Origin of the sequence: Paramicrobacterium fandaimingii (assembly GCF_011751745.2) — a bacterium.
Lineage (GTDB): Bacteria > Actinomycetota > Actinomycetes > Actinomycetales > Microbacteriaceae > Paramicrobacterium > Paramicrobacterium fandaimingii.
Map to the genome: position 1 here is coordinate 233695 of NZ_CP061170.1, position 25159 is coordinate 258853.

The following is a 25159-nucleotide window of genomic DNA, read 5'->3' on the forward strand; positions in this document are numbered from 1 at the left end:
GAGCGAGACCCGCGTCGCGAGCTCTCAGTCGTCGAGATAGTCGCGCAGGATGCGCGCGTGGTTGATCTTCGGATCTTTCGCCGCATAGACCAATGTCACAGTCGAGTTCTTCGACACGATTTCGCGTAGCTCGTCGATCTCATCGTTGTCGTCGAGCTCGCTGCGGTAGCGCTTCGCGAACTCACCCATGCGCTCCGGGTCGTGATTCCACCACGTGCGCAAGTCGGGGCTCGGCGCGACGTTCTTCAGCCACTCGTCGAGCTCGGCTGCCTCTTTCTTGACGCCGCGGGGCCACAGGCGGTCGACAAGCACGCGAAAACCATCCGCCTTCTCGGCATCGTCGTACACACGCTTGATCCGCACAGCCATAATTCGAGTTTACGCCGCCAAAGCGGAGTCTCCCCGGGTTCGTGACGGGGTGCAGCCTACTTCTCGGTCGAGGGCTCCTCTGTTGCCGGAGCGTCGCCGCCGGAGTCGCTGCCCGTGCCGCTCGCGGCCTGCTGAATCGCCTGTGCCAGCGCGCCGGTGTCGGTGATGCTGCCCTCATAGAGAGCTCCGTTGATGATGACCGTGGGCGTTCCGCTCAACGGTGCAGGCTCGTCGAGATACGGGAGGTTCTCGTCCATGGCACGGTCCGTGACCTCACCGACCCACTTCGAGAATTCCTCGTTGTCCATGGCCTTCTTGACGTTCTCGTCCGTCACGCCGGCCGACTGCAGAGTCGACCAGATCTCGTCATCAGTGAGGCCTTCGGAGTTCTCGGCCGGCTGGTTCGCGAAGAGGGCTGTGTTCGCGTCAAGGAACGCCTCGGGCTGGTAGTTGGCAACGGCCGCCATGGCGTTGGCCGAGCGAGTGGAGTATTCGGTTCCCTGAGATAGGTTGTTGAGGAATGCAATTGGGTGAATTTCGAGCGTGATGTCGCCCGACGCCGTCAGCTGGTTGAGCATCTCCCCGTTAGCCTGTTCGAACTGGCCGCAGTAGGGGCACATGTAGTCGAGGTAGACGACAACGTTCGCGGCATCCGAGTACTGTGAGTAGTCCGTCGGCGTCGGCGAGGCACCTTCCTCCATTGCCGGCGTTTCGACCGGTGTGGGTTGCCCGCCTTCAGAGGTGAACAGGATGCCGTCGCTGATCATGTTCTTCGGCCCTGCCGCCGCCGTTGCCGGTTTCATCGAGGTGACAATGACCACGACGACAATGGCAACAACCGCGAGAATGACGAGGCCGATGCCGCCCTGCCACGCCCAGCGCACACGCCGTTCGCGCTTCTCGTGACGTTCGCGTTCTTGGCGGGCAAGTTCGCGAATGTGCTGCTGGCGCTGCTTCTTCGACGCTCCGGGCGATGGGGCATTGCTGGGCTTTTTGCTCACGGCTCATCCTGGTCGGGGGCGGGGATGTTGTCAGTGCAACAATACGCCAGGTGGGTATGCCTCACATGTGTGGGCGCTGAAAGACGAGACGGATGCCGCGGCTACTTCGCCTTCTCTGTCGAGGTTCCGGATGGCGTCGGAGCCGGCGTCGCCGTCGAATCCTTCGAGTCCTGGGCCTCCTTCTCGGCTGCAGCGAGCACCTGCGAGATAAACGAAAGCAGATCGGTGGACTCGTCAATCTTGCCCGTGAACTTCTCGCCCTGCACCAGCACGAGCGGCGAGTGCGCAACCTTCTTCACGTCGGTTCCCTGCAGCGGTCCGTTCGCAGCGGTCTCGCTCACCGTCGCCACCCAGTTGGCATAGCGATCGTTCTCGATGCACGTCGAGATGTCGGTGTTCTCGCCGCCCAGCGCTGTTGATACAGCCTTCGATACGCCCGCCTTGTCGATGGGAGTGTCGGTGACGTTCGGGTTTGCATCGAGAAGCGCGGTGTTGACGGCGAGGAAGTTCGTCGGCGCGAAGTTTGCGACGCAGGCCGCTGCGTTGGCCGCGAGGGTTGAGTAGTTCTCTGTTGCATTGTCGTACTGATCGAGGGCGATCGGCTTCACCTCAAGCTGCACGAAACCGTAGGTCACCCACTGCTGAATCTGCTCACCGTTCGTCGCGAAGAACGCAGCGGCATCTTTGCTTCCGTAGTCGACGTAAATCGTGATGGGAACGATGCCCTTTTCGGGCGTGGGAGCGGATGCCGCGGGCTCAAGCCACGCGTGCGCTTCGGTCGGAGCGGCGGTAATCGCCTTTCCGTCACCCGTAAACACGATGCCGTCGCTCGCCATATTCTGCGGGCCCTCGTTTGCCAGGCGCAGTTGCGTCCAGACCACAAGCCCGACGGCAGCGATGATCGCGACGACAAGCAGCACGAGGCCTGAGATGCCCAGCGCCTTGCGCCGTTTGCGCCGCTTGCGATCGGCCTCGCGCTTGATGCGGGCCATCTCTCGCTGCAGCTCGCGCCGCTCCTTCTTCGTGAGAGAGGCGAGTTGCTTCTTGTCGATCGTCATGCGGCTGCGTCGTCCTTGTCGTGGCGGAAGTCTCCGCAGGAAGTGTAGCCGGTTGAGGCCCGCAACTCAGATTCGAGCATAAACGTGATGCCTATTCATAGCGTTCGACGAGCTTGCGTCCTAGTTCGGCGAGGGCGCTGTGCACCTCGGGCGGGCCGACTACGTCAATCGCTGCTGACCACCCAGCAAGCTGCTCCGCGAGTGCTTCGGCACTCTGGGCACGTGCTTCGATGCGCATGCGGCCGTCGCCGACAGCATCCTGAATACTCGCCTGCCTGCCGAACCGGCTGACGAACGCCGAGACAGCGTACTTCTCGACGATCACCTCTGCTGCGGTAGAGCCGCGCAGAGACTCGACTTCAGCGACGGCATCGGCCCACGCGCTGCTCAGATCGAAATCCGAGGGCGGTGATGCCTCCTTGTCGAGAATCGACACACCGCGGATGCGGTCGACGCGGTACATGCGCGGACCGTCGCCTGGGTCGGCGAGCAGGTACCAGTGCCCGCCGCGCGCTGCGACGCCCAGCGGCGTCACGGCGATACCAGAGTGCGTTCGGTATGAGAGCTGGATCGCCCTACCGTGCGAGATGGCCTGCTGAAGCGTGTGCAGCTCCCGCGGCGCGGATCGCGGGGCATCGCCCCACGCGGCGCCGTCGGCGAGCGTGGAACCGATTGCTCTCTCGGCGCTGTGTCTGAACGGTGCGGGTAGTGCCGCGAGAAGCTTCTGAACCGCCGATGCCGCCTCGGTCGCTGCGCCACGTGCCCCGCCGAGGAGCGCAAAGAGCGCTGTCGACTCCGGTTCCGTGAGCCCGGTGAGATTTGTGCGGGCGCCCCCGAGCAGCCGCCAGCCTCCACCGCGTCCTGGTTGCGGATAGACGGGAACGCCCGACATCGAGAGCGCCTCGAGGTCACGCCTCGCCGTTGCGACGGAGGTCTCGAGTTCGGCGGCAAGTTGAGCGGCGGTCACCGATTCGCGCGATTGCAGCACGAAGAGAACGCGGATCAGTCTGTCTGCTCTCATGTTCTCAAGAATGACATTTAAAGTGCTCAAAAGGTGAGCACTTTAGCCGAAATGATGGAAACAGATGCCGGGAACGTCGCCGGACAGAAGGGAAATGGATCATGTTTCGAGGAATTGCCAATGTGAACGTCGTCTCCACCGATGTGGCTGGAGCGATCAAGTGGTACTCCGGTGTCTTCGACGAGGCACCGTACTTCGTGCGGCCGGAGACGGGGAAGCCGCAGTACGCCGAATGGCGCTTTGGCGACGACGATGACGAATTCGCCGTCATGGATGCCGTTTTTCGCCCCGTTTCCTCGCAGCCGGGCGGAACGCTCGTCTACCTTCACGTCGACGACGTTCAGGCATCATTCAATGAGCTCATCGCTGTCGGTGCCCGCGAGTTCGACCCCGTCATGCAGAGAAGCGAAGAGTGGTGGACGGCCTCGGTCGTCGACCCGTTCGGCAACCTGATCGGTCTGATTCAGAGCCCGCACTGGGCTGCGGCACATTGAACGAGGATGCGGTCGCTCAGGCGCGCTTCACCGGAGCCGTGCGCGGGCCCGCGTCGTAGTGCGCGAGATCGCCGGCGTCCTGCGCCAAGCGGGCTGCTCGCCTGGCGATGTCGACGGCCTCGACCGGGTCTGCCGCTGCGTCGGCCAGTGCCAGCTGCCGCTCGGCTTCGGCCAGGCGTGTGCGGGCATCGGCACCGACGCGACCGCGATTCGCCGAGATGAACTCGCGCGCCGTGTCGAGGTGGCTGCCTGCCGAGAAGAGAGCCCCGCCCAGGGCCTCGCGCGCGTTGTCGATGCGCTGCTGAGCGCTGCGGGCGGACGCGAGCGCGTCATCGAGGCTCGCCTGCGCCGAGCGAACGGTGTCGATGGTGCGCAGCGGCGCCTGCGGTCCGGTCGCCGCTGCTACGGCATCGAGTACGGCGCGCAGCTCGGTGATACCGGCAGAAATGCGCTCGGCCGCCTCGGGCAAGTCGCTTGCATCGCGCAACTCGGCGGCATGACCCAGCGCACTCTCTGCCTCGGCGATCGCTGATCGCTGCTCCGCATCAGCAGCGGCGAGGCGCTCTTCGGTGCGCGTCAGTGCGTCGAGGGCGGCCGCTGCTTCCGTGCAGGCACTCTCCGCCTTCTCCAGCGACGGTACTGCGGGTTCGGCCGTTCGGGCTGCGGCATCCGCTCGTTCGATCTCGTCGGCCGCGACGGTAAGCTGCGCGCGCACCGTCGAGACGGCATCGCGCTGATCGGCAAATGCCCGCGCGGCGTACAGTTTCGTCAGGCGGGCGAGCCGTGCTTCGGCATCCGGAATTCGCTCGTCGATCTGCGCGCGCATCGTTCGCAGGGCGGCGAGGCGGTCGGGGGCGTTGCGCTCCTGTGAGCGCTTGTTGATGAACGCCGTCGTCTGTTGCTCGAGCTGCGTCTCGATCTCGGTGCACGCCTCAAGGATGCGCTCGGACCACGATCGCCGGTCGGCATCGGTGTCTGGGGTCACGTCGCTCAGCCGCTGCCGCAGCTCGAACGCGTCGCTCAGCCGCGCGCGAGCGCTTTCGAGTGCCGCCGTGAAGGCCGCCGTGGTCGCCGGGCCAAACTGCGCGAGCGCGAACGCGTGCTCTTCGGCACCACGTCTTACCGCCTCGTCCGCCTGCACGAGCGCCTGCCCCGCGCGCACTTCGAGCTGCTCGATCGATTCGGGTCGTGGGTCGGCGATGCGTCCCGATGCGATCGCTGTGCGTCGACGTGCCCTGACGGCCACCACGATGCCAACGACGATCAGCGCCGTCGTGCCGAAAACGACGAGAGACGGCACCCACCAGAGCGAAGACATACTGACGAGTCTAAAAACGGATGCTGTGAGGGCACCCGTCTCGCAGGTGTCGCTCAGCCGAGCACGTGCGACCCGAGCACGTGCGATTCGAGTTCTGTGGCGGAGCCGACGTGTGCGATCGAGCCCTGAGCCTCGGCCTCGGTTCCGTAGCCCCAGTCGACGATGATCACGGGAAGCCCGTGCGCTGTGGCCCCCTCGACGTCGTGGATGCGGTCGCCGACGTAGAGCGTGCGCGACAGGTCGACGCCGCGGTGGTGCAGTCGGCGCAGCGCCTCGGCGATGACGTCGGCCTTCGAACTGACGGTCTCGTCTGCGGAGGCTCCGCAGACGATGTCGAAGTACTGCTTCAGATCGAAGTGCTCGATCACCTGAGCTACCTGGTACTCGGGCTTGCTGCTCGCGACGGCGAGCGGAACGCCCGCCTCCTTAATGCGTGCGAGCAGCTCGGGCAGACCGTCATAGACGCGGGAACCCGTCCACGGACCCTCCGCTTCGGAGATTCCCCGATAGACATCGAGTGCCTCAATTGCCTCGTTTGGTGTGAAGCCGTATTGCTCGAACGACTCGAGCATGGGCGGTCCAACCCAGCTGAACAAGTCGTCCTTATTGGCAATGGGGCGGCCCAGCTGGGCGAGCGCTCTGCCGATGCGGTCGACGATGCCGGGGGCCGAATCGGTGAGCGTGCCATCGAGGTCGAAGAGAATGCACGACCAGGGGCTGGAAGAAGTAGTCATTGTGCCTCTATCGTAGGCGAGGAAGGCCGACAATCCGCTCGATCAGGCGGGAGGCAGGCGCAGCACGTCTGAGTCTCCGTGCAGCTCGTCGCCAGCGATGCGGATGCTACGCGCGAGATCATCGAGCGGCTGCTCCAGCGTGCCGAAGCGCTCGCGGTCGGGGCAGACCGCTGTGAGCGTGATCAGGTGCGTTCCGGTGTCCCACGTGTATGTGGCGAACGGCGACGCCCCGGGGTTCGGCGGCACCGCCATCACGAGTTTCTCGCCAACGCCCAGCGCCGTGGGAAATTCTTTCGTGTCGTCGTATTCCATGGGCATCGAGGCGCGCGCCATGCGCACCTGCGGCGTCAGCTTCTGTGTCGTGGCGATCGCAACGACGAGCTCGGGGTCTGCCTTCCACGTCCACGCGAGCACGCGCCCGTCTGCCTTGCGCATCGCGAAGGGAGCGGCCTGGCTGGCGAGCCACGCGCCGACTCCCGAACCGCGGCGCCCCGTGCCGTCCGGAGCACCGACCGAGCGCGACATCAGCATGCGGATCGCTGCCTTGCGGTGGCGGCGCCCACGCCAGCCCAGTGATCCCGTGATGGGAATCCACAGTTCGGGATCAGCAGACGAGATCAGGCGCATGGTTTAGAACAACCGGCCGTCGGCGATGTCCATGCCCCGCATCGCGTCGTAGTCGAGAACAAGACACCGGATGCCGCGGTCTTCAGCGAGCGTTCGGGCCTGCGGCTTGATCTCCTGTGCCGCAAAGACGCCCGTGACGGGTGCGAGCAACGGGTCGCGGTTCATCAACTCGAGGTAGCGCGTGAGCTGCTCGACGCCGTCGATGTCGCCGCGGCGCTTCAGCTCGACAGCGACGGAGGCTCCGCCGGCATCCCTCGCCAGAATGTCGACGGGACCGATTGCCGTCATGTACTCCCGCCGCACAAGCGAATGGCCGTCGCCCAGCAGGTCGATCTGCTCGGCGAGAAGCTTCTGCAGGTGCGCCTCGACGCCGTCTTTCTGCAGGCCCGGATCGATGCCGAGCTCGTGCTGGCTGTCATGCAGCACCTCGAAGATCGACACGATGATCTGGTCGCTCGTCTTCTTATGCGTCACCTTCCAGAGCTCGACGATGCCCGCTTCGCGTTGCTCGTCGCTCGGGTCTTCGGTCTCGAAGACGCACGGCGGGCTCATCCAGTTGAGCGGCTTGTAGCTGCCGCCGTCTGAGTGCACGAGCAGGCTGCCGTCGCTCTTGAGCATGAGCAGGCGCGTCGCCTCGGGAAGGTGGGAGGTCAGCCGTCCCGCATAGTCAACCGAGCACTTCGCAATCACCAAACGCACCCTGCGAGTGTACACAGCAATTGGGGACCAACTTTGACGATGAGGCAGATCGCTCCATAGCAAAAGGTGATCCCCGATTATGGGTGGTCCCCGATTATGGGCGAGGGGCGGATGCTCTTGCGACAGCGCCGAAGCGCACAGCCGACCGCGACTCCAGCCAGCCGTTGCGCCCCGACGTCAGTCAGTGAGGGTGATGGCGTCAGTCGGCTGGGGTGATACGCACCGAACGCTCGCGCGCGGCCGGTGAGGCCACCCCGGCGAAGACGATGAGGCCGAGCACGACAAACAGCGCATTGAGCAGGCCGATGTGATCGGCGAGAAGGCCGATGAGGGGTGGGCCGACAAGGAACGCGCAGTAGCCGATGATCGCGACGGCGCTCACGCGTGCCGCGGCATCCTTCGGCGAATCGGCTGCCGCAGACATGCCGACGGGAAAGCCGAGCGAGGCGCCGAGGCCCCAGAGGATGGCACCGATCACGAGCAGCGGAAGGCTTGGCGCAACGATGAAGAGTGTGAGTCCGAGAACCGCCGAGACCGAGCATCCGATGAGAACCTTGACGCGCCCGAAGCGATCGAGAATCGGCCCACCGATGATGCGGCCGGCTGTCATCGCGGTGAGGAAGACAGCGAGAATTCCGGCGCCGGCAGATTCGAGCATCCCGTGCCCGTCGACGACGGCAAGCGCGACCCAGTCGTTTGCGCTGCCCTCGGCAAAGGCCATGCCCAGAATGATGACGCCGATCGCGAGAAGCCGCAGGTCTGCCCACACGGCGAGGCTCGCGCGTACCTTCTGCCGCAGCGTCGTGTTCTTGCGCGCGAACTCCTGGGTGTCCGTTGTCACGCGTGACGGCACGAAGCGCACGGCGACGAAAGTGGTGCCCGCAATGAGGATCGCCAGGACCAGCGTGTGGGCGATCATCGAGATGTTCAGCAGCTCCGTGAGGGCAGCGATGCCCGCGCCGATCACGGTGCCGCCGCTGAAGCAGGCGTGCATGAGCGGCATCACCGTGCGCTTCAGGTGCTTTTCAACGTCGGCAGCCTCGACGTTCATGACGACATCGCAGCTGCCGTTGCCGAAGCCGAAGAGACCAAGGCCGACGCCGACAAGGGCAGGCGTGTAGAACACCGAAGCGCCGAGGCCGATGACGATGAGCCCGATGGCGACGAGCAGAAGCGAGATGAGCATGCTTCGGCGGGGGCCGAGACGCGCGAACATCATCGGAGCGACGATGAGGCCGACGACCGAACACGCTGACATGCAGAGAACGAGAAGGCCGATCGAGCCCGTCGTGATGTCGAGGTTCGCCTTGATCGTCGGCACGCGAGCGGCCCACGTCGCCATGCTGAGCCCAGACATCGTGAAGATGACGAAGATGGCGTTGCGCCACGCCACCAGTTCGGTGCGCGAGGTTGTCACAGTCACGATGGTCTCTCGAAACGTCGAAGGAAAGTCTGGGGAGCCTCTCGAATCGATTCGAGTGCGGCACCCGCCTAAGCTAGCCGAGACACGAGTCGGTGGTCAAGCCGCCGATGGGCAGCGGAAAGGAGCGGGAGATGGCGGCAGCCTCACGCGGGGGATCGAACCCGACGCTTGCCGACGTCGCCGCTCGCGCTGGCGTGTCGCCCTCGACAGCATCCATCGCGTTCAGCGGTCAGGGCCCCGTGTCTGAGTCGACGAAGCAGAAGGTGCTTGCCGCGGCATCCGAACTTGGCTACGTCGGCCCCGATCCCCGCGCGGCCGGCCTGAGGCGCGGGCGAAGCGGAATCGTCGGAGCTGTGCTCGCCGCGCGCATCGGAGTGTCGTTTCGCGACCCCGTGCTGATTCAGACACTTGACGGGCTCGCAGACGAGCTCAGCTCGCTTGGCGCCGGGCTTCTGCTCATGAGCGAATCGGCGGACGGCACGAGCCAGGTCACCGTCGCCAACGCACCGGTGGATGCCGTTGTGCTGCTCGGCTGCAACTTCGACCCAGGTCTGTCGCTCGATGTGCTGACGCGCCGCGGCATCCCCATGGTGGCAATTGAGGCGGAGCCAACCGGCACGAGCCCCGTGATCAGCGTGGACAACCGCGGCGGAACGCGCGTGCTTGCCGAGCATCTGCGCGACCTCGGGCACGAGCGCGTGAGTCTCATCACGTTGGGCCTTGAACGACCGACCGAACCTCGGGAGCTGACGCCGGAGTGCGAGCGCGAAAGTGTGCTTCCGGCACGGGAGCGAATGCAGGGAGCGCGCGACGTGTTCCCCAGCATCGGCGGCTGGGTCGCCGGTGCGAGCCGCGTCGAGGCGGGCAGGGTCGCCGCTCGCGCGTTGCTCGACGTCGACCCAGCCACGCGCCCGACCGCGATCATCGCGCAGAGTGATCTGATTGCGGCCGGTGCGATTGCGGCTGCCCGCGAACTCGGACTTGAGGTGCCGCGCGATCTCAGTGTCGTCGGATTCGACGGCATCCGAGTCGACAACCTGGGACTGCAGCTGACGACAGTGCGACAACCGACGCACGAGAAAGGTGCCGCCGCTGGCCGCGCCGTGCTCGCGCTGCTCGAGGGTCGCGAGGCGCAGTCAACGGCGTTCTCTGTCGAGTACGTCGCGGGTGAGACCACCGCCCCTCCGCCACACCCCTGAGCACTTTCGCAGATGCCAACGGCATCCTCCCGGGATACGCTTGAGGTACACGATTTGAAAGGCCACGACGTGACGAAGGTGAGCTCAGACACGCTGCAGGCGGCCGCTGTGGTCGCCGAGCGGCTGCTGCCGGTCTACCGAGACCTGCACCAGCATCCTGAGCTGTCGTTTCAGGAGACCCGCACCGCTGGCATCGTCGCGGAGCGCCTCGCCGAGCTGGGGTTCGATGTGCACGAGGGGATCGGCCGCACCGGAGTCGTCGGAGTTCTGCGGTCGGGGGACGGCCCCGTCGTCATGCTTCGCGCCGATATGGACGGTCTGCCCGTTCTCGAGCAGACCGATCTGCCCTACGCGTCGACGGCGCGTGGAATCGACCCCGACGGCAACGACGTGCCCGTCATGCACGCGTGCGGACACGATGTGCATGTGACCGCGCTGCTCGGGGCCGCCGAGCTTCTCACAACGAGCCACGCTGCCTGGACCGGAACTCTCGTCGCCTGCTTTCAGCCCGCCGAAGAGAATGGCGGCGGCGCAGAGGTGATGGTCGACGACGGCCTTTTCGACATCATTCCCGTTCCCGACATCGTTCTCGGCCAGCACGTAATGCCATACCCGGCGGGCGTCATCGGCGCAGCATCCGGGCCTGCCTTCGCCGCGACAGACGAGCTCGAGGTGCGACTGTTCGGCAAGGGCGGCCACGGCTCGCAGCCCGAGTCGACGATCGACCCTGTTGTGATGGCAGCGGCAACGGTGATGCGGCTGCAGACGATCGTGTCACGCGAAATCGCCGGAGGCGACACCGCCGTGCTCACCGTCGGCACGATGCAGGCGGGCACGAAGAGCAACGTGATTGCAGACGAGGCGCATCTCGGCCTCAACATTCGCAGTTACGACCCGGGCGTGCGCGACCGCCTCATCGAGGCAGCACACCGCATCGTGAACGCCGAAGCCTCGGCATCCGGTGCCACTCGCGCCCCCGAGATCACCGGGCGTGATTCGTTCCCCGTGCTCATGAACGACCCCGCCTCAACAGCGCGCACTCTCGCAGCGATGCGCGAGTCGCTCGCCGGCGTGGACGTGCGCGAGGTGCAGCCGGTCATGGGAAGCGAAGACATCGGCAACCTCGCCGCGCCGGTCGGAGCGCCGATCGTCTACTGGCTGCTTGGCGGCGCCGACCCCGCGCTGTTCCCGCCCGATGAGCACCTCACCTCGCTTCCGGCGAACGTGCCGTCGAACCACTCACCGTTTTTCGCACCGGTGCTCGATCCGACGCTTCGCGTTGGCATCGCGGCACTCACCACCGCCGCGCGCGAATGGCTCGGCGCGGCTGATGCACACAAGGGGGAACGATGATCAAGGTGCTGTACTCCGACGATGGCGTCGTCATGCTGCGACCGTTGACCATGCAGGATGCCGAGGAGCACCACGCAGGGCAAGATGACGAGTACGTCACCTGGCTCGACGATGCCGAAAGCTCAGAAGAGAGCGTGCGCCGTCACATCGCCGACGTGGAGAAGGCGTGGGAGGCCGGCGGGCCGTTCTATTCGTTTGCGATCGTTGTCGATGGCGCGCTCGCCGGAACGATCACCGCAGAGGTGGGGCGCGAGGGTCTCGAGAGCAACCAGGCAGACATCGTCTACGGTCTGTACCCGGCCACACGCGGGCGCGGGATCGCCACGCGGGCCGTCATGCTCGTCGTGTCGTTCCTCGACCAGATTCCCGGCATCTCTGAGGCGATCACGCGCGTGAACCCCGAGAACCCCAAGTCGCGCTCGGTGGCCGAGCGGGCAGGCTTCGAGCCGATGACCACAGCCGAGGCCGAGGCGGACGAGAACGACTGGCTGAGCACCCGCGTCTCGCTCGTGCCAGCCGAGCAGCGATAGGCAGGTCTGCAGCGACCCCGAGTAGTACGCTGCGGACATTGTGCATGCGCATTACCAGGCACAATGTCCGCAACCGTCACGGTTTGCTTCCTCCGCGCTCGATGATGCCGAGGTCGAGCGCCCGCAGCACCGCTTGAGTGCGGTCAGAGACGCCGAGCTTCTCGAACGCGTGCAGCAGGTGCGTCTTCACCGTCGCCTCGCCGATGTAGAGCTCGCGGCCGATCTGCGGGTTGCTCTTGCCCGCGGCGACGAGCCGCAGCACATCTGTCTCGCGCGGGCTCAGCGAGATTGCCGCCGGCTCGCCTGGCTGCCGCATCCGCTTCACCAGCGTCGCCGCAATCGACGGCGCAAGCACGGTGTCGCCCTCGACGACGGCCCGCACGCCCGCGATGATCTCGTCTGATGGGGCGGCTTTGAGCAGATACCCGGATGCTCCGGCCTCGATGGCGCCGAGAATATGGTCATCGCTCTCGTACGTCGTGAGAACCAGCACTCGGGTCTCGGGGAGCTCGGCCGTGATGGCGAGCGTGGCTTCTGTTCCATCGAGACCGGGCATGCGCAGATCCATGAGCACAAGGTCGGGCCGAAGCCCCAGAGCGCGGTCGACGGCCTCGGTACCCGTCGCTGCTTCCCCTACCACCTCGATGCCCTCGGCATCAGTGAGAAGCCCCACGATGCCGGAGCGTACGATCGGGTGGTCGTCTGCGACGAGAACGCGAATCACGAGAGGGACTCCTGTGTGAGCGAGGTTGGGCTCGGCACAGTGACGGCGAGCGTGACGCCGCCGCCAGCGGCATCCGAAATCGACAAGGTTCCTCCAACAAGCGCGACGCGCTCACGCATGCCCGTGAGTCCGAACCCGTGTTCGTCGTCGATCGAAATGCCACAGAGACCGCGCCCGTTGTCTGCGACGGTGAGCGAGACAGCGGCATCGGTGCAGCGCAGCCCAATCGAGACGACCGTCGCGTTGGCATGCTTGCGCACGTTCGCGAGCCCTTCTTGCACGCAGCGAAGCAGCATCACTTCGAGTTCGCGCGGCAGCTGCTGTGACAGCTCGACGCTCGTCGTTACCCGCACACCGGTTTCGCGGGTGAAGCGCGTTCCGAGCCGTGTGAGGCTGGCTTCGAGAGGGGCGGATGCCGCGGCCGAGACCGCGGCGTTCGCGGCGACGAGCCCGCGCGCATCGCTCAGGGCATCGCGCGCCGTATCTTCGACGAGGGCGATCGTTTGCGCGGGATCCGGCTCGCGGGAGGCACGCTGTGCGAGCATGACGATGCTCGTGAGGCTCTGCGCGATGGTGTCGTGAATGTCTCGGGCGATGCGCTCGCGTTCCTCCGCCGCTCCAGATTCCCTGTGGGCAGACTCAAGGGCACTTTGAGCGTGCGTCAACTCGTCCAGCAGACGTGCGCGATCGACTCCCCAGTTGGCGATGCGTGAGATCCACAGACCGAGCGCGATGCTGAACGCCGTAGAAATGCCCGCGATAGCGAACGCTGTGAGGTTGCCGGATTCGGTCCAGCCCTGGTTGAACGCGAAAGCGGCGCCGAGTACCGTGGTTGCCACGATGTTCATCGGGATCGCCTGACGAGTGCCGGGCGAGGTGAGCCAGATCAGAGGCAGCACGATGACCATTGTGTTCATCATGTCGGCGCTGAGAGCCACCGTTGCAGCGGCGAAACCGATCATGGCGAACTGGCCGACGGTCAATAAGGCGACAGGAAGTTCTTCCCGTTCCTGCCCGATCTGCACGTCCATATACCGGCGCAGCACCGCGAAGTACAGCACGCCAAGCCCGAGCAGCAGGCCGACCAGCGCCCAGCGCTCGGCGGTGCTGCTCCCAGCATCCATGACCGAGACGACGCAGAGCGCGACGATCACCAGCCCGACGGCGACGTCCCACCAACGACGTGTGTTCACGGCTCTAGGTTCTCACGAGGTGACCAAGCATCAGCGGTCCTTGTGGATCCACCGGAACGTCAGGCGCGACAGCACAAGCGCCGCGACGATCCACGCAACGAGGTTGAGAGCGACAAGCCACAGATCCCAGCTGCCGTTCGGCTCCTGAGCAGCCCAGGTATCGGGAAGGAATGCCGCGCGCAGACCCTGCGCCATCCAGCGCACGGGGAAGAGCCCCGATGCCGTCTGCAGCCATTCTGGAAGCATGGAGAACTGCAGGTAGACCCCCGAGACGAACTGCAGTACAAGCACGATCGGAATGACAACGGCCGACGCTGTCTTGCCTGAGCGCGGCACGGCCGAGAGAGCGATGCCAGCGAATGCGCACGCGGCGATGCCGAGCACATAGACCCACACGATGATTCCCCACGCTTCAGCCGTTGTGGGCAGCTGCGCTCCGAACGCGAGCACGGCGACCGCAACGAGAAGCCCAATCTGCAGCAGGCTCGTTACGATGACCTGACCGAGTTTTCCGACGAAGTACGAGACGGGAGACAGCGGAGATCCTCCCAGCCGTTTGAGCGTGCCGTCGCTCTTCTCGACAGCGATGTCGGTGGCGAGATTCTGCACACCAGAGAGCAAGATCGCGCCGGCGATCAATCCGGGCAGGTAGTACGTTGCCATAGTCAGTTCGCCTGGCAGATCCTGCTCGCTGAAGACAGTGGCGAACAACGAGTAGATGAGAGTAGGGAAGAGGAAGGTGAAGAACACCTGATCTCCCGCTCGGAAGTACATCTTGAGTTCGAGCGGGATGCGGCGAAGACCGAGGCTGATCGTGCGCAGGGGCGAGAAGCTCGGAAGCGCGCCGACGCGAGTCGAGGCGACTGTTGAGGCCTGTGTGGTGCTCATGCTGCGTTCTCCTGATCTATACCGTCTTCTCTGATGAGCTCGAGATATACGTCTTCCAAGGTTGGGCGCACGATCTCCACGTCGCGTGGCTCTCCCGAGGCTGCGTCGACGAGCGCTGCCACGGCGCGAGCCGGCTCGTGTGTGCGTTCTTCGTGGCGCTGCCCAGCGGCATCCGTCCACCTGACGAGCGGAACGCGAGCCTCGCTTCCGCCAATCTCGTCGATCTCACCGATGTCGACGAGGCGTCCGCCGGCGATCACGGCGGCACGGTCGCCCAGCTGCGCAGCCTCGTCGAGGTAGTGGGTGGTGAGCAGGATGCTGGTTCCCGCTGCTTTCAGCGAGCGGATGAGCCCCCAGAACTGTCGCCGTGCCTCGGGGTCAAAACCCGTTGTCGGCTCGTCGAGGAAGAGCAGCTGCGGGTTGCCGATAATGCCGAGTGCAACGTCGACCCGGCGACGTTGACCGCCAGAGAGCTTACCGATGCGGGTCTTCTGCTTGTCGACGAGGCCGACCGCGGCGAGCACCTCGTCAACATCGCGTGGTGACGGGTAGTAGCCGGCAAATTCGATGAGCTGCTCGCGCACTGTCACATTGCCCGACTCGCCCGTCGACTGCAGCACGATGCCTAGCTGCGACTTCCACGGAAGGCCGCCGCGTTCTGGGTCGCTGCCCAGCACGGCGACCTCGCCCGATGTGCGCCGGCGGTATCCCTCGAGAATCTCGATCGTCGTCGACTTGCCGGCGCCGTTTGGCCCGAGCAAGGCGAACGTCTCGCCTCGATGAATGTCGAAGTTCACGCCGTCGAGCGCCGTGAACGATCCGTATGTCTTGCGCAGATTGCGCACCTCGACGATGTTGTCTGTGGTTGCCATAGCCCAAGACTGGCAGTTCGGGGGGCTGTGCAACAGCATCCGGCTAGCTGATCGTGCCCTCCACCGATCGGTGGATACGGAGGGTGAGTAGCATTGTCGAAAACTCGTAGGGGGCGAAGCTGCGATGGAGCATCAACAGAGCGTCAGACAGTGGGCGAGAACGGTCGAGCTCTCCGAGCCCCTCAAGTGGGGGGAACTCGAAGAGAAAATCTTGGAGTTTCACATCTCTGACGAAGACATCGCAGCGGCTGCGACGGCGCCGCGTGGGCCCGGCGCGGCGGCAGTCGTGCTGGCCTATATTGTGCTGTGGGTGCCGTACCTTCTCGCCCCGATCGTGGGCCTCGTGCTCGTGATTATCGCGCTGGGCACGAACAATCAGGGTGAGCGAGAGAGCCTGATGGGCTTCGTGCAGATCTGCTTCATCATCGGCCTCGTGCTCATCGTCGTGCAGGGTGTGCTGTGGGTAAGCACCCGCGATCGATCGATGATGTCGATCGGCACGACAATCCCGGTGACGATCGTCTCTCTGGCCGCATACCTGCTGGTCCGGCCCGAGCCCGGTGCATCGTGGACGGCGCTGATCGCATTCGTTTCAGCGATTCTCGGTGTTGTCGTATTGGGTGTCACGATCTTCGCTTCGAAGCCCACACCGCGGCTTCGTGAGAAGTGGAGAAATGTGACACCAGAGCACCTCGCTCAAAAGTGGAACCGTGCAGTCGTGCTCGAGGAACTTTTGAAACGCGGCATCATCAGTGACAAGACTGTGGATGTTCCGGGGCTCGTCGAAATGCCCATCGGCACGTGGAATCGAATGGACGAGCGGTTGCGGCGCTGAGCTTTGAGGCTGGCCAACTCATGCGCCCGTGCGCATCCACGCCGTCGACCGCGAACGCAGGCCGAGAGTGAGCGCTCGCGCCGCAATGTAGCCAAAGCTGAACGCGGCAGTCAGCCAGGCAAGCCCGGCGGTTCCTGACGGCGATGCAACGTACACCCAGAGGGCAAGCGGCAGGTAGCAGAGCACGTTCAGGATGCCGGTGAGCGCGAGGTAGCGCGCGTCGCCCGCGCCGATCAGCACGCCGTCGAGAACGAACACGAATCCGCCGAGGGGAACGCTGCAGCCGAGAATGATCATCGCGGGCGTCATCATCTGCGCCAGCTCGGCGTCGCCGGTGAAGGCATAGCCGAGCACGCCGCTCAACCCAGCGACGATGGCGCCGATGACGACGCCAGAGCCGAGCCCCCACACGAGACAGCGGACGAGAACGGCGCGCACCTCGTCGACATTGCCGGCTCCGAGTCCCTTGCCGATGAGCGCCTGGGCGGCGATCGCCAGTGCATCGAGCGCGAACGCCGTCGTGCCGAAGATGGTCATCATGATCTGAAAACCGGCGAGCTCGCTCGTGCCGAGTGATGTGGCGACGAAGATCGACAGCAGCATTGCTGCGCGCAGGCTTGCGGTGCGGATGAACAGCCACCCGCCCGAGAGCGCTGAGCCGCGCAGCCCTGCCCGCGATGGTCTGATTGTCGCGTGCGTCCGTCGTGCGTGGCGCAGAATGACCACGAGGTACGCCGCCACCATGCCCCACTGCGCAATGACCGTGCCCGTGGCCGACCCGGCGATGCCGAAGTCGAGAACGTACATGAATACGTAGTTGAGAATGATGTTCGCGCCGAAACCGGCGACGGCGACAACGAGCGGCGTCTTCGTGTCTTGCAGTCCGCGCAGCAACCCGGTCGCAGCGTAGACGATGAGCATCGCGGGGATGCCGGCCATCGAGATGCCCAGGTAGATGGATGCCTGCTCGGTAACGTCTTCGGTTGCCCCGAACGGCGCAACCATGAGCGGTGTGGCGAACCAGCCCGCAACGGCGAGCACGACACCGAGGCCGAGCGCGAGCCAGATGCCGTCGATGCCGACGGAGACGCCGCCCCGCTCGTCGCCCGCGCCGAGCCGTCGTGCGACGGCTGGTGTCGTCGCGTAGGCGAGAAACACCATGAGACCGATGATCGTCTGCAGCACGGCGCTCGCGATGCCGAGCCCGGCGAGCGGCTCGACGCCCAGGTGTCCGACCATCGCCGAGTCCGCGAGAAGAAACATCGGCTCCGCGATGAGCGCACCGAGAGCGGGTATCGCGAGGCGCATGATCTCGCGGTCGACAGATTTCACGCCATTGACTCTAACGGCGAATCTCACCGAGACGGCGCAGTGCCTCCTCGGTGCGCTGAGCCCGTTTCACGCGATAGATTGCCACGACGAGTCGCTGCAGCTCGCACGAGACGTCAGCGTAGGTGACGAGACCGTTCTCACGCAGCCACAGCATCAGCTTCTCGGCGATGCCGACCTGCACGCGCGCTTGAATTCGATCGTCAGACAGCCACGCCGGTTCGATGAATGTGGCGAGCGTATACAGAAGATCATCTGCGTGCATGCAGCGAATGAACGCGTCGTCTGGGTGGAACTGACGCTCCAGATTCAGGATGCCGAGGCTCCACGTCGTGAGAATGCGATGACCTGCGGTCTGCAGGTACTCGCGCAGGTGCCGCTCGACCTCCTGCACACGTCTCAAGCGCTTGCCTGTCTTGCCAGCCGTCTGTTCGATGAAGAAGGGCACAAGGAGTTCTTCGATCGTCGGGGTGCGTTCATCCTCCATGGCGAAGACTCTGTCACGACCCTCCGACAGCGCTGCGTGCTCAGTGCTGTGGCTCGTAGCGCAGTCCATCGATGAGCAGCCCTGCCATATCGGTGCCCGGTGTCGGGCTCTCGGGGGTGAAGGGTGCCGAGAGGCTGGCAATGGCGTAGAGCAATTCTGTCGCGTTCACCCCGTGCCTGATCGCGCCGGAGGCTTCGGCGGCCGTGAGCAAAGACGTGAGCGCGGGGACGAGGCGTTCGAGAAAGTAGTCGGGGAGTGCGTCGAATGCCGGGTCGCCCGAGTGCAGCGCTTTGGCGATCCCCTTCTTCGTGCCGAGAAAGTCGGTGTACCGCCTGAGCCACTGTACGAGCGCTTCCTCGGGCTCGAACTCCTCGGCCAGCACCGGGGCGGCGTCGGCGCAGGCATCGACTTCGTGGCGAAAGACGGCGGTCACGAGGTCGGAGCGCTGCGGAAAATGCCGGTACAGGGTTCCGACGCCGACGCCGGCGGTCTTGGCGATGGTGCGCGTGGGGGCGTCGACGCCCGACTCGGCGAAGTGCGCCTTCGCCGCCTCGACAAGGGCGTCAAGATTGCGTTTCGCGTCGGCGCGCTGCGGCCGGCGTTCGCTCATGAAAATTCTCCCTTGCATAAACGGAACGATGTTCCGTATAGTAGCGGAATGGTGTTCCGCTTAGACGATCGTACGTCATGTCGACACCTGTCCGCTACACCCAGAAACGAAAGCAGAGATCATGAAATATCGCACACTTGGCCGCACAGGCATCCGTGTCAGTTCATTTGCCCTTGGCACGATGGTGCTCGGCGCCGAAGGACTCGGAAACCCGGATCACGACGATTCTGCACGCATCATCCACAAGGCTCTCGACTCGGGGATCAACCTTGTCGACACCGCAGACGCCTACTCGCTCGGAGACTCTGAGGTCGTCGTCGGAAAGGCACTCAAGGGGCGCCGTGACGACGTCGTGCTCGCGACGAAGTTCGGACTCCCGATGAGTGACGACCAGAACCAGCGGGGCGCCTCACGACGTTGGATCATGACCGCCGTCGAGAACTCGCTGCGCCGACTGCAGACCGACCACATCGACATCTATCAGATGCACCGGCTCGACCCCGACACCGACATCGACGAGACGCTGTCGGCGCTGACCGACCTCGTTCGCAGCGGAAAAGTGCGCACCATCGGCGCGTCGACGGTTCCCGCTTCGCAGATCGTCGAGGCCCAGTGGGCAGCGCAGCGACGAGGACTCGAGCCCTTCCGCACCGAGCAACCGCCGTACTCGATACTCAATCGTGGCATCGAAGCTGAGGTGCTTCCCGTGGCCGAGCGCTACGGCATGGGCGTGCTCACATGGAGCCCCATGGCCAAAGGAATGCTCACGGGGCGCATCCGGCGTGACGGAGCAACGGATCTTCGCCGTGCCGCCGTCTTCTCGAGTTTCAGCGATACCGCACGGCTGGATGCCGTCGAGAAGATTGCTGCGCTCGCCGACGAAGCCGGTCTGCCCATGCCGCACATGGCGATGGCGTTCGCGACGTCGCACCCCGGCGTGAGCTCGGCGCTCATCGGTCCCCGAACGATGGAGCAGCTCGACGATCTGCTGGTCGCGGCCGACGTGACGCTGACCGACGACGTTCTCGATCGCCTCGACGAGATCGTGCCTCCTGGCACCGACGTCGGCGCTCCCGACCAGGCGTCATACGTTCCGCCTGCATTGCAGCAGGCGACACTTCGGCGGCTGCCCGCCGACACGCGAGCCGCGGCGTGACGTGACAGGCGGCCACAAGCAGCACAGGCGAAAGGAAAGAAGCATCATGGCACATCTGCAGCATCCAGTGGAAAGCGGATTTTCCGCATCATCGACGGTCGACGAGGTACTAGAGGGAGTCGATCTCTCCGGCAGAAACGTGGTGATCACAGGCGGGCACTCCGGCCTCGGCCTCGTGATGACGCGAGCACTGTCGGCCGCCGGAGCGTCAGTGACCGTCGGATCGCGAAACACCGAGCGAGCCGAGGCAGCCGTCGCCGGGCTCGAGCGCGTCGAGGTCAGCCAGCTTGACCTGCTCGATCCGGAGTCGATCGAGGCATTCTCGCAGCGCTGGCTCGACTCCGGGCGCCCACTCCACATTCTGATCAATAACGCCGGGTACCCCGCTTCCGCCGAGATCGAGCGAGACGCGCGCGGGTGCGAAGCACAGTTTGCGACGAACCACCTCGGCCACTTTCAGCTGACCAGGAGCCTCTACCCTGCGCTGAAAGCTGCGGGAGGAGCGCGCGTCGTCAGCACAACGTCTGGCGCCCAGAGAATGTCGGACATCCTCTGGGACGACCCGCACTTCCACGAGCGCACCTACGACACGGGCCTCGCATACGCGCAGTCGAAGACGGCAAACGTGCTGTTCGCCGTGGAGCTGGACCGCCGGTCGCGCGACGATGACATTCGCGCCTTCGCTGCGCACCCGGGCGTCATCGCCAGTACGGCGTTCAACGGCGCAGTCGGAACGGATGTGCAGCGCCAGATGGGGCTGATCGACGAAGACGGGAACGCGATCATCGACCCGGAGCACGGTAAGAAAACTCCGGAGCAGGGCGCTGCCACAATCGTGTTCGGCGCCACAAGCCCGATGCTTGAAGGGCTCGGTGGCGTCTACCTCAACAACAGCGACGTGTCGCAGCTGAACGATGATCAGCCACCGGTGACGGCAGACGAGATTCCCGCCGACGTCGTCTCTCACTCCATCGACCCGGAATCCGCCCGGCGACTCTGGAGCATGAGCGAGCAGCTGCTCGCAGACTCGTCTCAGCGAGACTGAAGGGAGCGCACGTCGCGAAGTGCGGCGAAGTGCTGCTCTGTCTGCGTGATCATGTTCTGCCGTTGCTGCGGGGTCTTTTCTGTCACGCTCGCGTAATTGCGCCAGGAGAGGTTCTTGACGCCGATCTTGCCGAACGTTCCCTTGAAGATGATCTTGGTGGCAGGAGAGCCGAACCACCAGCGATAGACAGCGTGCGGGGTGGTCATAATCGTGAGGAGGGTCACGCCACGCAGGCCGGTGAGCTTGTTGCGAAACGGAATGCCTGCGGCATCCGGAATTTCGTCGAAGACGATCCCCTTCGTCAGCACACGGTCAAGAAATCCCTTTGTCGCTGCCGGCATGGCCTCCCACCAGATGGGGAAGGCGAAAACGACATGGTCTGCCTCGCGCAATCGGCGCTGGTAGTCAGCCACGAGGGGATCGACGACCTCGGCCATTCGCCAGGCGACGAGGTCGGCACGCGACATGACGGGACTGAACTCGTCTGCCGTGAGGTCGATGACGTCGGCGTCGTGGCCGGCGCGACGAGCACCGCGAATTGCGGCCGCGGCAACGGCGGCGGTGAAACTGCGGCGATGTGGGACGTTTTCAGCCGAGGCGAGCGTGTAGGGATGGTCGACGACGAACAGGATTCTCATGGGGACTCCAAAGGTTTGATAAGCAACGGTTGCATACGAAACGGTTGCTTGTCAAACGATATGGTATTCTCTCAGCATGAGCGCACAGTGGGACGAGACGGCGAACCTCTGGTATCTGGTGCGACAGGTCGCCGCGCGCTTCGACCGCTCGGGCGATGAGCTCTTTCGCTCGGGTGTCGGCGTCTCGCTCGCGCAGTTTCTCGTGCTGAGCGTCGTTGACGCCCACCCGGGTCAGATCAATCAGCAAGCCGCAGGAGTGCGCCTCGGCCTGACCAAGGGCACAGTGAGCAGACAGATTGACAAAGCAGTTCACGCGGGATTGATGACGGCGACGGAGGCACCGCATTCCCGGCGCGAGAAGGTTCTCGCCCTGACGCCGGAAGGCACGAAGGTGGTGCGGGCGGGTGATGCACTGCTCGATCAGAACCTCGTGGAGCTCATGCCTGATCTTTCGGCTGACGCCCTGAGAACGACGATCGAGACGCTGAGCGCTCTCAACGTTGCGCTTGGAGGCGGTGCACCGCCCGATCCTGGGCAACCCGGGCGGGTCATAGCGTCGCTCGATTAGGCTGAGTGCATGACTGATGGTGTTCTCAACTCCGGTATCGAAATCGACGGGCTCAACCCCGACGTACGCCCCCAAGACGATCTGTTCAAGCACGTCAACGGCAGGTGGCTCGACGCCACAGAGATCCCCGGCGACAAGGCGCGGTGGGGCACTTTCCACCAACTCGCCGAAGCGGCAGAGAAGAACGTTCAGCAGATCATCCTCGACGCGCAGAAGGGCGTCTTCGACGGAACGGATGCCGAGGCGGAAGCCCGCAAGGTCGGCGAGCTGTACGCAAGCTTCATGAACACAGAGCGCATTGCCGCCCTGGGCATCGAGCCGATCGCCGAGCAGCTGCGCGCGGCATCCGCTGTCTCATCGATCGCCGAGCTGCTCGAGACGATCGGCACACTCGAGAACGACGGCCTCGGGGGATTTGTCGGCATGGGCGTCGACAACGACCCGGGCAACCCCGAACGGTATGTCATGTTCATGGTGCAGGGCGGCATCAGCCTGCCAGACGAGAACTACTATCGCGAAGAGACATTTGCCGAGATTCGTGAGGCATACCTCGCCCATGTGCAGCGCATGTTCGAGCTCGGTGGGCTCGACGACGCCGCGGCACGCGCCCGGCGCGTGTTCGACCTCGAGACAGCCATGGCGTCGCACCACTGGGACAACGTCGCCACTCGTGATGCTCAGAAGACCTACAACCTCTACTCGGGCGCCGACGCTCTCGGCCTTGTGGCCGGCGTCGACCTGACGCCGTGGAAGAACGCCCTCGACATGCCCGAGAGCGCGCTTGCCGAGATTGTCGTCATGCAGCCGTCATACCTTGAGGGGCTCGCTGAGCTGCTCGTCGACGAGAAGCTCGACGCGTGGAAGGACTGGCTCGCGTGGAAGGTGCTGCACGGCGCTGCCCCCTACCTCACAGACGAGATCGTCGCCGAGAACTTCGATTTCTACGGGCACACCATCACCGGGACGCCCGAGCAGCGCGAGCGTTGGAAGCGCGGCGTCTCGCTTGTGGAGGGGGCGATGGGCGAGGCAGTTGGTCGCGTCTACGTCGAACGGCACTTCCCGCCCGAGGCGAAGATCGCCATGGATGAACTCGTCGGCAACCTCGTCGAGGCATACAGGCAGTCGATCACGACACTCGACTGGATGAGCCCTGCCACGCGCGAGCGGGCACTCGAGAAACTCGACAAATTCACGCCGAAGATCGGGTTCCCCGTGAAATGGCGCGACTACACGAAGCTCACGATCGACGCAGACGACCTTGTCGGCAATGTGCGTCGGGCAAACCGCTTTGAGCTCTACCGCGAGGTGGAAAAGATCGGCAAGCCCCTCGACCGCGACGAATGGTTCATGACTCCTCAGACCGTCAACGCGTACTACAACCCCGGCTTCAACGAGATTGTGTTTCCCGCGGCGATCCTCCAGTTTCCGTTCTTCGACGCCTCACGCGATGCTGCGGCGAACTACGGGGCGATCGGGGCGGTCATCGGCCACGAGATCGGGCATGGCTTCGACGACCAGGGGTCGCGCTTCGATGGCGACGGACGGCTGATCGACTGGTGGACGGATGCCGACAGGGAGGCGTTCGAGAAGCGCACAAGCTCGCTCATCGAGCAGTACAACGCGCTCGCGCCGGAGCAGGTTCCCGACAATCACGTGAACGGTGCGCTCACGATCGGCGAGAACATCGGAGACCTTGGCGGACTCGGAATCGCCTGGAAGGCCTACCTGCTTTCGCTCGGCGGCGATGAGTCGCCCGAGATCGACGGCCTGAACGGCTCTGAGCGCTTCTTTCTTTCGTGGGCGCAAGCGTGGCGGCAGAAGGGGCGCGATGCCGAGGCGATCCGTCTTCTCGCCATCGACCCGCATTCACCAAACGAATTCCGGTGCAACCAGATTGTGAGGAATCTCGACGAGTTTTACACTACCTTTGGAGTCGAAGACGGTGACGCACTCTGGCTTGACCCGGAAGAGCGCGTCACCATCTGGTAATACCGTCTGTGCCGACGATGCGAGAACGTGGGGGAACGTGCCGTCGGAGTGCCGGGTAAGAAATTCCGGTCCGAAGGAGGACGTAGTCTGTGGCATCCCCCACGCGTGAACCCGGTCGCCGGGTGCGTCAGAGCGCTCGCCGAGCCCGCCATCGCTCAGAGGAGACGGCCGATACGTTCGCGTCTGGCTTTCGAGCGCTCGCGCTTCTTGCCCGCAACGGCGTTCAAGTCTCCGCTCGCGCCATCGATCTTGCGAGCGGTCGGGAGCTGTTCTCGATCGACGACTACATTGTGATGCCCACGGCGGGCATCGGCACAGCCCTGCTGCTCGCCGATGTCGCTGCTCGCCTTGACGATCCCGCGTTCGAATCGCTGATGATTCTTGATCGCGAGTCGCAAGATCAGGCGGCGGATGCTGGCCTGTGGCAGCATCTTCAAGCTCCGTCGTTTCCGATCGCCGACCTCGCCGCGTTCATCGGCTCGTCAAACGACCACCTCGCGATGAACGTGCTGCTGAAGCAGATCGGGCTCGACGCCGTGCGGCTGCGCGCCGAGAACCTCGGGCTCAGGCGAACGGCCCTGCTCGACGTCGCCCGAGATCACCGTGGCCCAGACGACGCACCCCACCTCTCAGTTGGCTCCATGAAGGAGCTCACGTGGCTGTTCGCCGAGTTCGCACGGGGCGAGGCGATGAGCCCAACGGCGAGCCAACGCGTTGTTGACTGGCTCTCTCTCAACATGGATCTGTCGCTCGTCGCGTCGGCCTTCGGTCTCGACCCGCTGTCGCACCGCAGCGGAACGCACGGCCTCACGCTGTTCAACAAGACAGGGTCAGAGCCGGGAGTGCGTGCCGAGGCCGGCGTCTTGCGGGGGCCGCGCGCCGGAGTCGCCTATGCCGTTGCAACATCGTTCGCCGATACCGATCTCGTGACGAGGCTCTCGGTCATCGACGGACTGCGCCGGGTGGGAAGCGACCTGCTCGAATACGTGCACTGAGACT

General features: G+C 64.6%; 27 protein-coding genes. 10 read left to right on the plus strand and 17 right to left on the minus strand.

Annotated elements, in window-relative coordinates; translation table 11 throughout:
- Positions 1 to 24 precede the first annotated feature (24 nt).
- From HCR84_RS01155 to HCR84_RS01170, 4 genes are all read right to left on the minus strand, one after another.
- Positions 25 to 369, minus strand: a complete 345-nt coding sequence (locus HCR84_RS01155) for a DUF488 domain-containing protein (RefSeq protein ID WP_166982863.1) — start codon at positions 367 to 369, stop codon at positions 25 to 27.
- Positions 370 to 425: 56 nt separating this feature from the next.
- On the minus strand, positions 426 to 1370 hold the full coding sequence (locus HCR84_RS01160; protein ID WP_166982861.1) for a DsbA family protein: 945 nt from the start codon (positions 1368 to 1370) through the stop codon (positions 426 to 428).
- 101 nt (positions 1371 to 1471) lie between these two features.
- Positions 1472 to 2428 (minus strand): thioredoxin domain-containing protein, encoded by a 957-nt coding sequence (locus tag HCR84_RS01165; RefSeq protein ID WP_166982859.1) that lies wholly within the window; start codon positions 2426 to 2428, stop codon positions 1472 to 1474.
- Positions 2429 to 2519: 91 nt separating this feature from the next.
- Positions 2520 to 3449 carry a helix-turn-helix transcriptional regulator gene (locus tag HCR84_RS01170; RefSeq protein WP_166982857.1) on the minus strand — a complete coding sequence of 310 codons (930 nt, stop codon included), beginning with the start codon at positions 3447 to 3449 and terminating at the stop codon, positions 2520 to 2522.
- A 101-nt stretch (positions 3450 to 3550) separates the two neighbouring features.
- Between HCR84_RS01170 and HCR84_RS01175 the strand changes: the two genes are divergently transcribed.
- The gene (locus HCR84_RS01175) at positions 3551 to 3943 is read left to right on the plus strand and encodes a VOC family protein (protein WP_166982855.1); all 393 of its coding nucleotides are present in this window, start codon (positions 3551 to 3553) and stop codon (positions 3941 to 3943) included.
- 16 nt (positions 3944 to 3959) lie between these two features.
- Here the strand turns inward: HCR84_RS01175 and HCR84_RS01180 are convergent, their stop codons facing one another.
- The 5 genes from HCR84_RS01180 to HCR84_RS01200 all read right to left on the minus strand — a co-directional run bounded on the left by HCR84_RS01180 (position 3960) and on the right by HCR84_RS01200 (position 8738).
- Positions 3960 to 5261, minus strand: coding sequence for a hypothetical protein (locus tag HCR84_RS01180; protein WP_166982853.1), 1302 nt, complete (start codon positions 5259 to 5261; stop codon positions 3960 to 3962).
- Positions 5262 to 5314: 53 nt separating this feature from the next.
- Positions 5315 to 5995 (minus strand): HAD hydrolase-like protein, encoded by a 681-nt coding sequence (locus HCR84_RS01185; RefSeq protein ID WP_166982851.1) that lies wholly within the window; start codon positions 5993 to 5995, stop codon positions 5315 to 5317.
- A 42-nt stretch (positions 5996 to 6037) separates the two neighbouring features.
- Entirely contained in the window at positions 6038 to 6622 is a 585-nt protein-coding gene (locus HCR84_RS01190; RefSeq protein WP_166982849.1) for a hypothetical protein, read from the minus strand.
- 3 nt (positions 6623 to 6625) lie between these two features.
- A complete protein-coding gene (gene nucS, locus HCR84_RS01195; RefSeq protein ID WP_166982847.1) occupies positions 6626 to 7321 on the minus strand; it encodes an endonuclease NucS in 696 nt (231 codons plus the stop codon).
- Positions 7322 to 7520: 199 nt separating this feature from the next.
- Positions 7521 to 8738, minus strand: a complete 1218-nt coding sequence (locus HCR84_RS01200) for an MFS transporter (RefSeq protein ID WP_276511791.1) — start codon at positions 8736 to 8738, stop codon at positions 7521 to 7523.
- Positions 8739 to 8875: 137 nt separating this feature from the next.
- Here HCR84_RS01200 and HCR84_RS01205 point away from each other — a divergent pair, with 137 nt between their 5' ends.
- From HCR84_RS01205 to HCR84_RS01215, 3 genes are all read left to right on the plus strand, one after another.
- Positions 8876 to 9943, plus strand: coding sequence for a LacI family DNA-binding transcriptional regulator (locus tag HCR84_RS01205; RefSeq protein WP_235940886.1), 1068 nt, complete (start codon positions 8876 to 8878; stop codon positions 9941 to 9943).
- A 78-nt stretch (positions 9944 to 10021) separates the two neighbouring features.
- Positions 10022 to 11296 (plus strand): amidohydrolase, encoded by a 1275-nt coding sequence (locus HCR84_RS01210; protein WP_235940928.1) that lies wholly within the window; start codon positions 10022 to 10024, stop codon positions 11294 to 11296.
- On the plus strand, positions 11293 to 11826 hold the full coding sequence (locus HCR84_RS01215) for a GNAT family N-acetyltransferase (protein ID WP_166982843.1): 534 nt from the start codon (positions 11293 to 11295) through the stop codon (positions 11824 to 11826). Before HCR84_RS01210 ends, HCR84_RS01215 begins: the two co-directional genes overlap by 4 nt.
- Positions 11827 to 11902: 76 nt before the next feature.
- Here HCR84_RS01215 and HCR84_RS01220 read toward each other — a convergent pair whose 3' ends face one another.
- The 4 genes from HCR84_RS01220 to HCR84_RS01235 are packed head-to-tail and all read right to left on the minus strand — an operon-like array spanning position 11903 to position 15503.
- Positions 11903 to 12550, minus strand: a complete 648-nt coding sequence (locus tag HCR84_RS01220) for a response regulator (RefSeq protein ID WP_166982842.1) — start codon at positions 12548 to 12550, stop codon at positions 11903 to 11905.
- Entirely contained in the window at positions 12547 to 13743 is a 1197-nt protein-coding gene (locus tag HCR84_RS01225; RefSeq protein ID WP_166982840.1) for a sensor histidine kinase, read from the minus strand. Before HCR84_RS01225 ends, HCR84_RS01220 begins: the two co-directional genes overlap by 4 nt.
- A 30-nt stretch (positions 13744 to 13773) precedes the next feature.
- Complete coding sequence (locus HCR84_RS01230; protein ID WP_208322155.1) at positions 13774 to 14631, minus strand: ABC transporter permease; 858 nt, start codon at positions 14629 to 14631, stop codon at positions 13774 to 13776.
- The gene (locus HCR84_RS01235) at positions 14628 to 15503 is read right to left on the minus strand and encodes an ABC transporter ATP-binding protein (RefSeq protein ID WP_166982838.1); all 876 of its coding nucleotides are present in this window, start codon (positions 15501 to 15503) and stop codon (positions 14628 to 14630) included. Before HCR84_RS01235 ends, HCR84_RS01230 begins: the two co-directional genes overlap by 4 nt.
- Before the next feature lie 124 nt (positions 15504 to 15627).
- On the opposite strand from HCR84_RS01235, the gene HCR84_RS01240 reads away from it, so the two are divergent.
- Positions 15628 to 16338, plus strand: coding sequence for a hypothetical protein (locus tag HCR84_RS01240; RefSeq protein ID WP_195706673.1), 711 nt, complete (start codon positions 15628 to 15630; stop codon positions 16336 to 16338).
- An 18-nt stretch (positions 16339 to 16356) separates the two neighbouring features.
- Here HCR84_RS01240 and HCR84_RS01245 read toward each other — a convergent pair whose 3' ends face one another.
- The 3 genes from HCR84_RS01245 to HCR84_RS01255 are packed head-to-tail and all read right to left on the minus strand — an operon-like array spanning position 16357 to position 18764.
- Positions 16357 to 17646, minus strand: a complete 1290-nt coding sequence (locus tag HCR84_RS01245; RefSeq protein ID WP_166983260.1) for an MATE family efflux transporter — start codon at positions 17644 to 17646, stop codon at positions 16357 to 16359.
- Positions 17647 to 17680: 34 nt separating this feature from the next.
- Positions 17681 to 18154 (minus strand): hypothetical protein, encoded by a 474-nt coding sequence (locus HCR84_RS01250; RefSeq protein WP_166982834.1) that lies wholly within the window; start codon positions 18152 to 18154, stop codon positions 17681 to 17683.
- Between the two features lie 40 nt (positions 18155 to 18194).
- Complete coding sequence (locus HCR84_RS01255) at positions 18195 to 18764, minus strand: TetR/AcrR family transcriptional regulator (protein ID WP_166982832.1); 570 nt, start codon at positions 18762 to 18764, stop codon at positions 18195 to 18197.
- Positions 18765 to 18885: 121 nt separating this feature from the next.
- Between HCR84_RS01255 and HCR84_RS01260 the strand changes: the two genes are divergently transcribed.
- Together HCR84_RS01260 and HCR84_RS01265 are read left to right on the plus strand one after the other, a co-directional pair.
- On the plus strand, positions 18886 to 19920 hold the full coding sequence (locus tag HCR84_RS01260; protein WP_166982830.1) for an aldo/keto reductase: 1035 nt from the start codon (positions 18886 to 18888) through the stop codon (positions 19918 to 19920).
- A gap of 46 nt (positions 19921 to 19966) precedes the next feature.
- Positions 19967 to 20965, plus strand: coding sequence for an SDR family NAD(P)-dependent oxidoreductase (locus HCR84_RS01265; protein WP_166982828.1), 999 nt, complete (start codon positions 19967 to 19969; stop codon positions 20963 to 20965).
- Here HCR84_RS01265 and HCR84_RS01270 read toward each other — a convergent pair.
- Positions 20953 to 21603, minus strand: coding sequence for an NAD(P)H-dependent oxidoreductase (locus HCR84_RS01270; RefSeq protein WP_166982826.1), 651 nt, complete (start codon positions 21601 to 21603; stop codon positions 20953 to 20955). The genes HCR84_RS01265 and HCR84_RS01270 overlap by 13 nt on opposite strands.
- A gap of 76 nt (positions 21604 to 21679) precedes the next feature.
- Here HCR84_RS01270 and HCR84_RS01275 point away from each other — a divergent pair, with 76 nt between their 5' ends.
- The 3 genes from HCR84_RS01275 to HCR84_RS01285 all read left to right on the plus strand — a co-directional run bounded on the left by HCR84_RS01275 (position 21680) and on the right by HCR84_RS01285 (position 25155).
- On the plus strand, positions 21680 to 22171 hold the full coding sequence (locus tag HCR84_RS01275; RefSeq protein ID WP_166982824.1) for a MarR family winged helix-turn-helix transcriptional regulator: 492 nt from the start codon (positions 21680 to 21682) through the stop codon (positions 22169 to 22171).
- 9 nt (positions 22172 to 22180) lie between these two features.
- Positions 22181 to 24160, plus strand: a complete 1980-nt coding sequence (locus HCR84_RS01280) for a M13 family metallopeptidase (RefSeq protein ID WP_166982822.1) — start codon at positions 22181 to 22183, stop codon at positions 24158 to 24160.
- Positions 24161 to 24249: 89 nt separating this feature from the next.
- On the plus strand, positions 24250 to 25155 hold the full coding sequence (locus tag HCR84_RS01285) for a serine hydrolase (protein WP_166982820.1): 906 nt from the start codon (positions 24250 to 24252) through the stop codon (positions 25153 to 25155).
- The last annotated feature ends 4 nt before the right edge of the window (positions 25156 to 25159 follow it).

Excerpts from the sequence above, each read along its gene's own strand:
- HCR84_RS01155 (WP_166982863.1), bottom strand. The coding sequence starts at position 369 with ATGGCTGTGCGGATCAAGCGTGTGTACGACGATGCCGAGAAGGCGGAT.
- HCR84_RS01165 (WP_166982859.1), bottom strand. The coding sequence starts at position 2,428 with ATGACGATCGACAAGAAGCAACTCGCCTCTCTCACGAAGAAGGAGCGG.
- HCR84_RS01170 (WP_166982857.1), bottom strand. The coding sequence starts at position 3,449 with ATGAGAGCAGACAGACTGATCCGCGTTCTCTTCGTGCTGCAATCGCGC.
- HCR84_RS01175 (WP_166982855.1), top strand. The coding sequence starts at position 3,551 with ATGTTTCGAGGAATTGCCAATGTGAACGTCGTCTCCACCGATGTGGCT.
- HCR84_RS01180 (WP_166982853.1), bottom strand. The coding sequence starts at position 5,261 with ATGTCTTCGCTCTGGTGGGTGCCGTCTCTCGTCGTTTTCGGCACGACG.
- HCR84_RS01185 (WP_166982851.1), bottom strand. The coding sequence starts at position 5,995 with ATGACTACTTCTTCCAGCCCCTGGTCGTGCATTCTCTTCGACCTCGAT.
- HCR84_RS01190 (WP_166982849.1), bottom strand. The coding sequence starts at position 6,622 with ATGCGCCTGATCTCGTCTGCTGATCCCGAACTGTGGATTCCCATCACG.
- HCR84_RS01205 (WP_235940886.1), top strand. The coding sequence starts at position 8,876 with ATGGCGGCAGCCTCACGCGGGGGATCGAACCCGACGCTTGCCGACGTC.
- HCR84_RS01215 (WP_166982843.1), top strand. The coding sequence starts at position 11,293 with ATGATCAAGGTGCTGTACTCCGACGATGGCGTCGTCATGCTGCGACCG.
- HCR84_RS01230 (WP_208322155.1), bottom strand. The coding sequence starts at position 14,631 with ATGAGCACCACACAGGCCTCAACAGTCGCCTCGACTCGCGTCGGCGCG.
- HCR84_RS01235 (WP_166982838.1), bottom strand. The coding sequence starts at position 15,503 with ATGGCAACCACAGACAACATCGTCGAGGTGCGCAATCTGCGCAAGACA.
- HCR84_RS01240 (WP_195706673.1), top strand. The coding sequence starts at position 15,628 with ATGGAGCATCAACAGAGCGTCAGACAGTGGGCGAGAACGGTCGAGCTC.
- HCR84_RS01245 (WP_166983260.1), bottom strand. The coding sequence starts at position 17,646 with ATGCGCCTCGCGATACCCGCTCTCGGTGCGCTCATCGCGGAGCCGATG.
- HCR84_RS01250 (WP_166982834.1), bottom strand. The coding sequence starts at position 18,154 with ATGGAGGATGAACGCACCCCGACGATCGAAGAACTCCTTGTGCCCTTC.
- HCR84_RS01255 (WP_166982832.1), bottom strand. The coding sequence starts at position 18,764 with ATGAGCGAACGCCGGCCGCAGCGCGCCGACGCGAAACGCAATCTTGAC.
- HCR84_RS01260 (WP_166982830.1), top strand. The coding sequence starts at position 18,886 with ATGAAATATCGCACACTTGGCCGCACAGGCATCCGTGTCAGTTCATTT.
- HCR84_RS01265 (WP_166982828.1), top strand. The coding sequence starts at position 19,967 with ATGGCACATCTGCAGCATCCAGTGGAAAGCGGATTTTCCGCATCATCG.
- HCR84_RS01270 (WP_166982826.1), bottom strand. The coding sequence starts at position 21,603 with ATGAGAATCCTGTTCGTCGTCGACCATCCCTACACGCTCGCCTCGGCT.
- HCR84_RS01275 (WP_166982824.1), top strand. The coding sequence starts at position 21,680 with ATGAGCGCACAGTGGGACGAGACGGCGAACCTCTGGTATCTGGTGCGA.
- HCR84_RS01280 (WP_166982822.1), top strand. The coding sequence starts at position 22,181 with ATGACTGATGGTGTTCTCAACTCCGGTATCGAAATCGACGGGCTCAAC.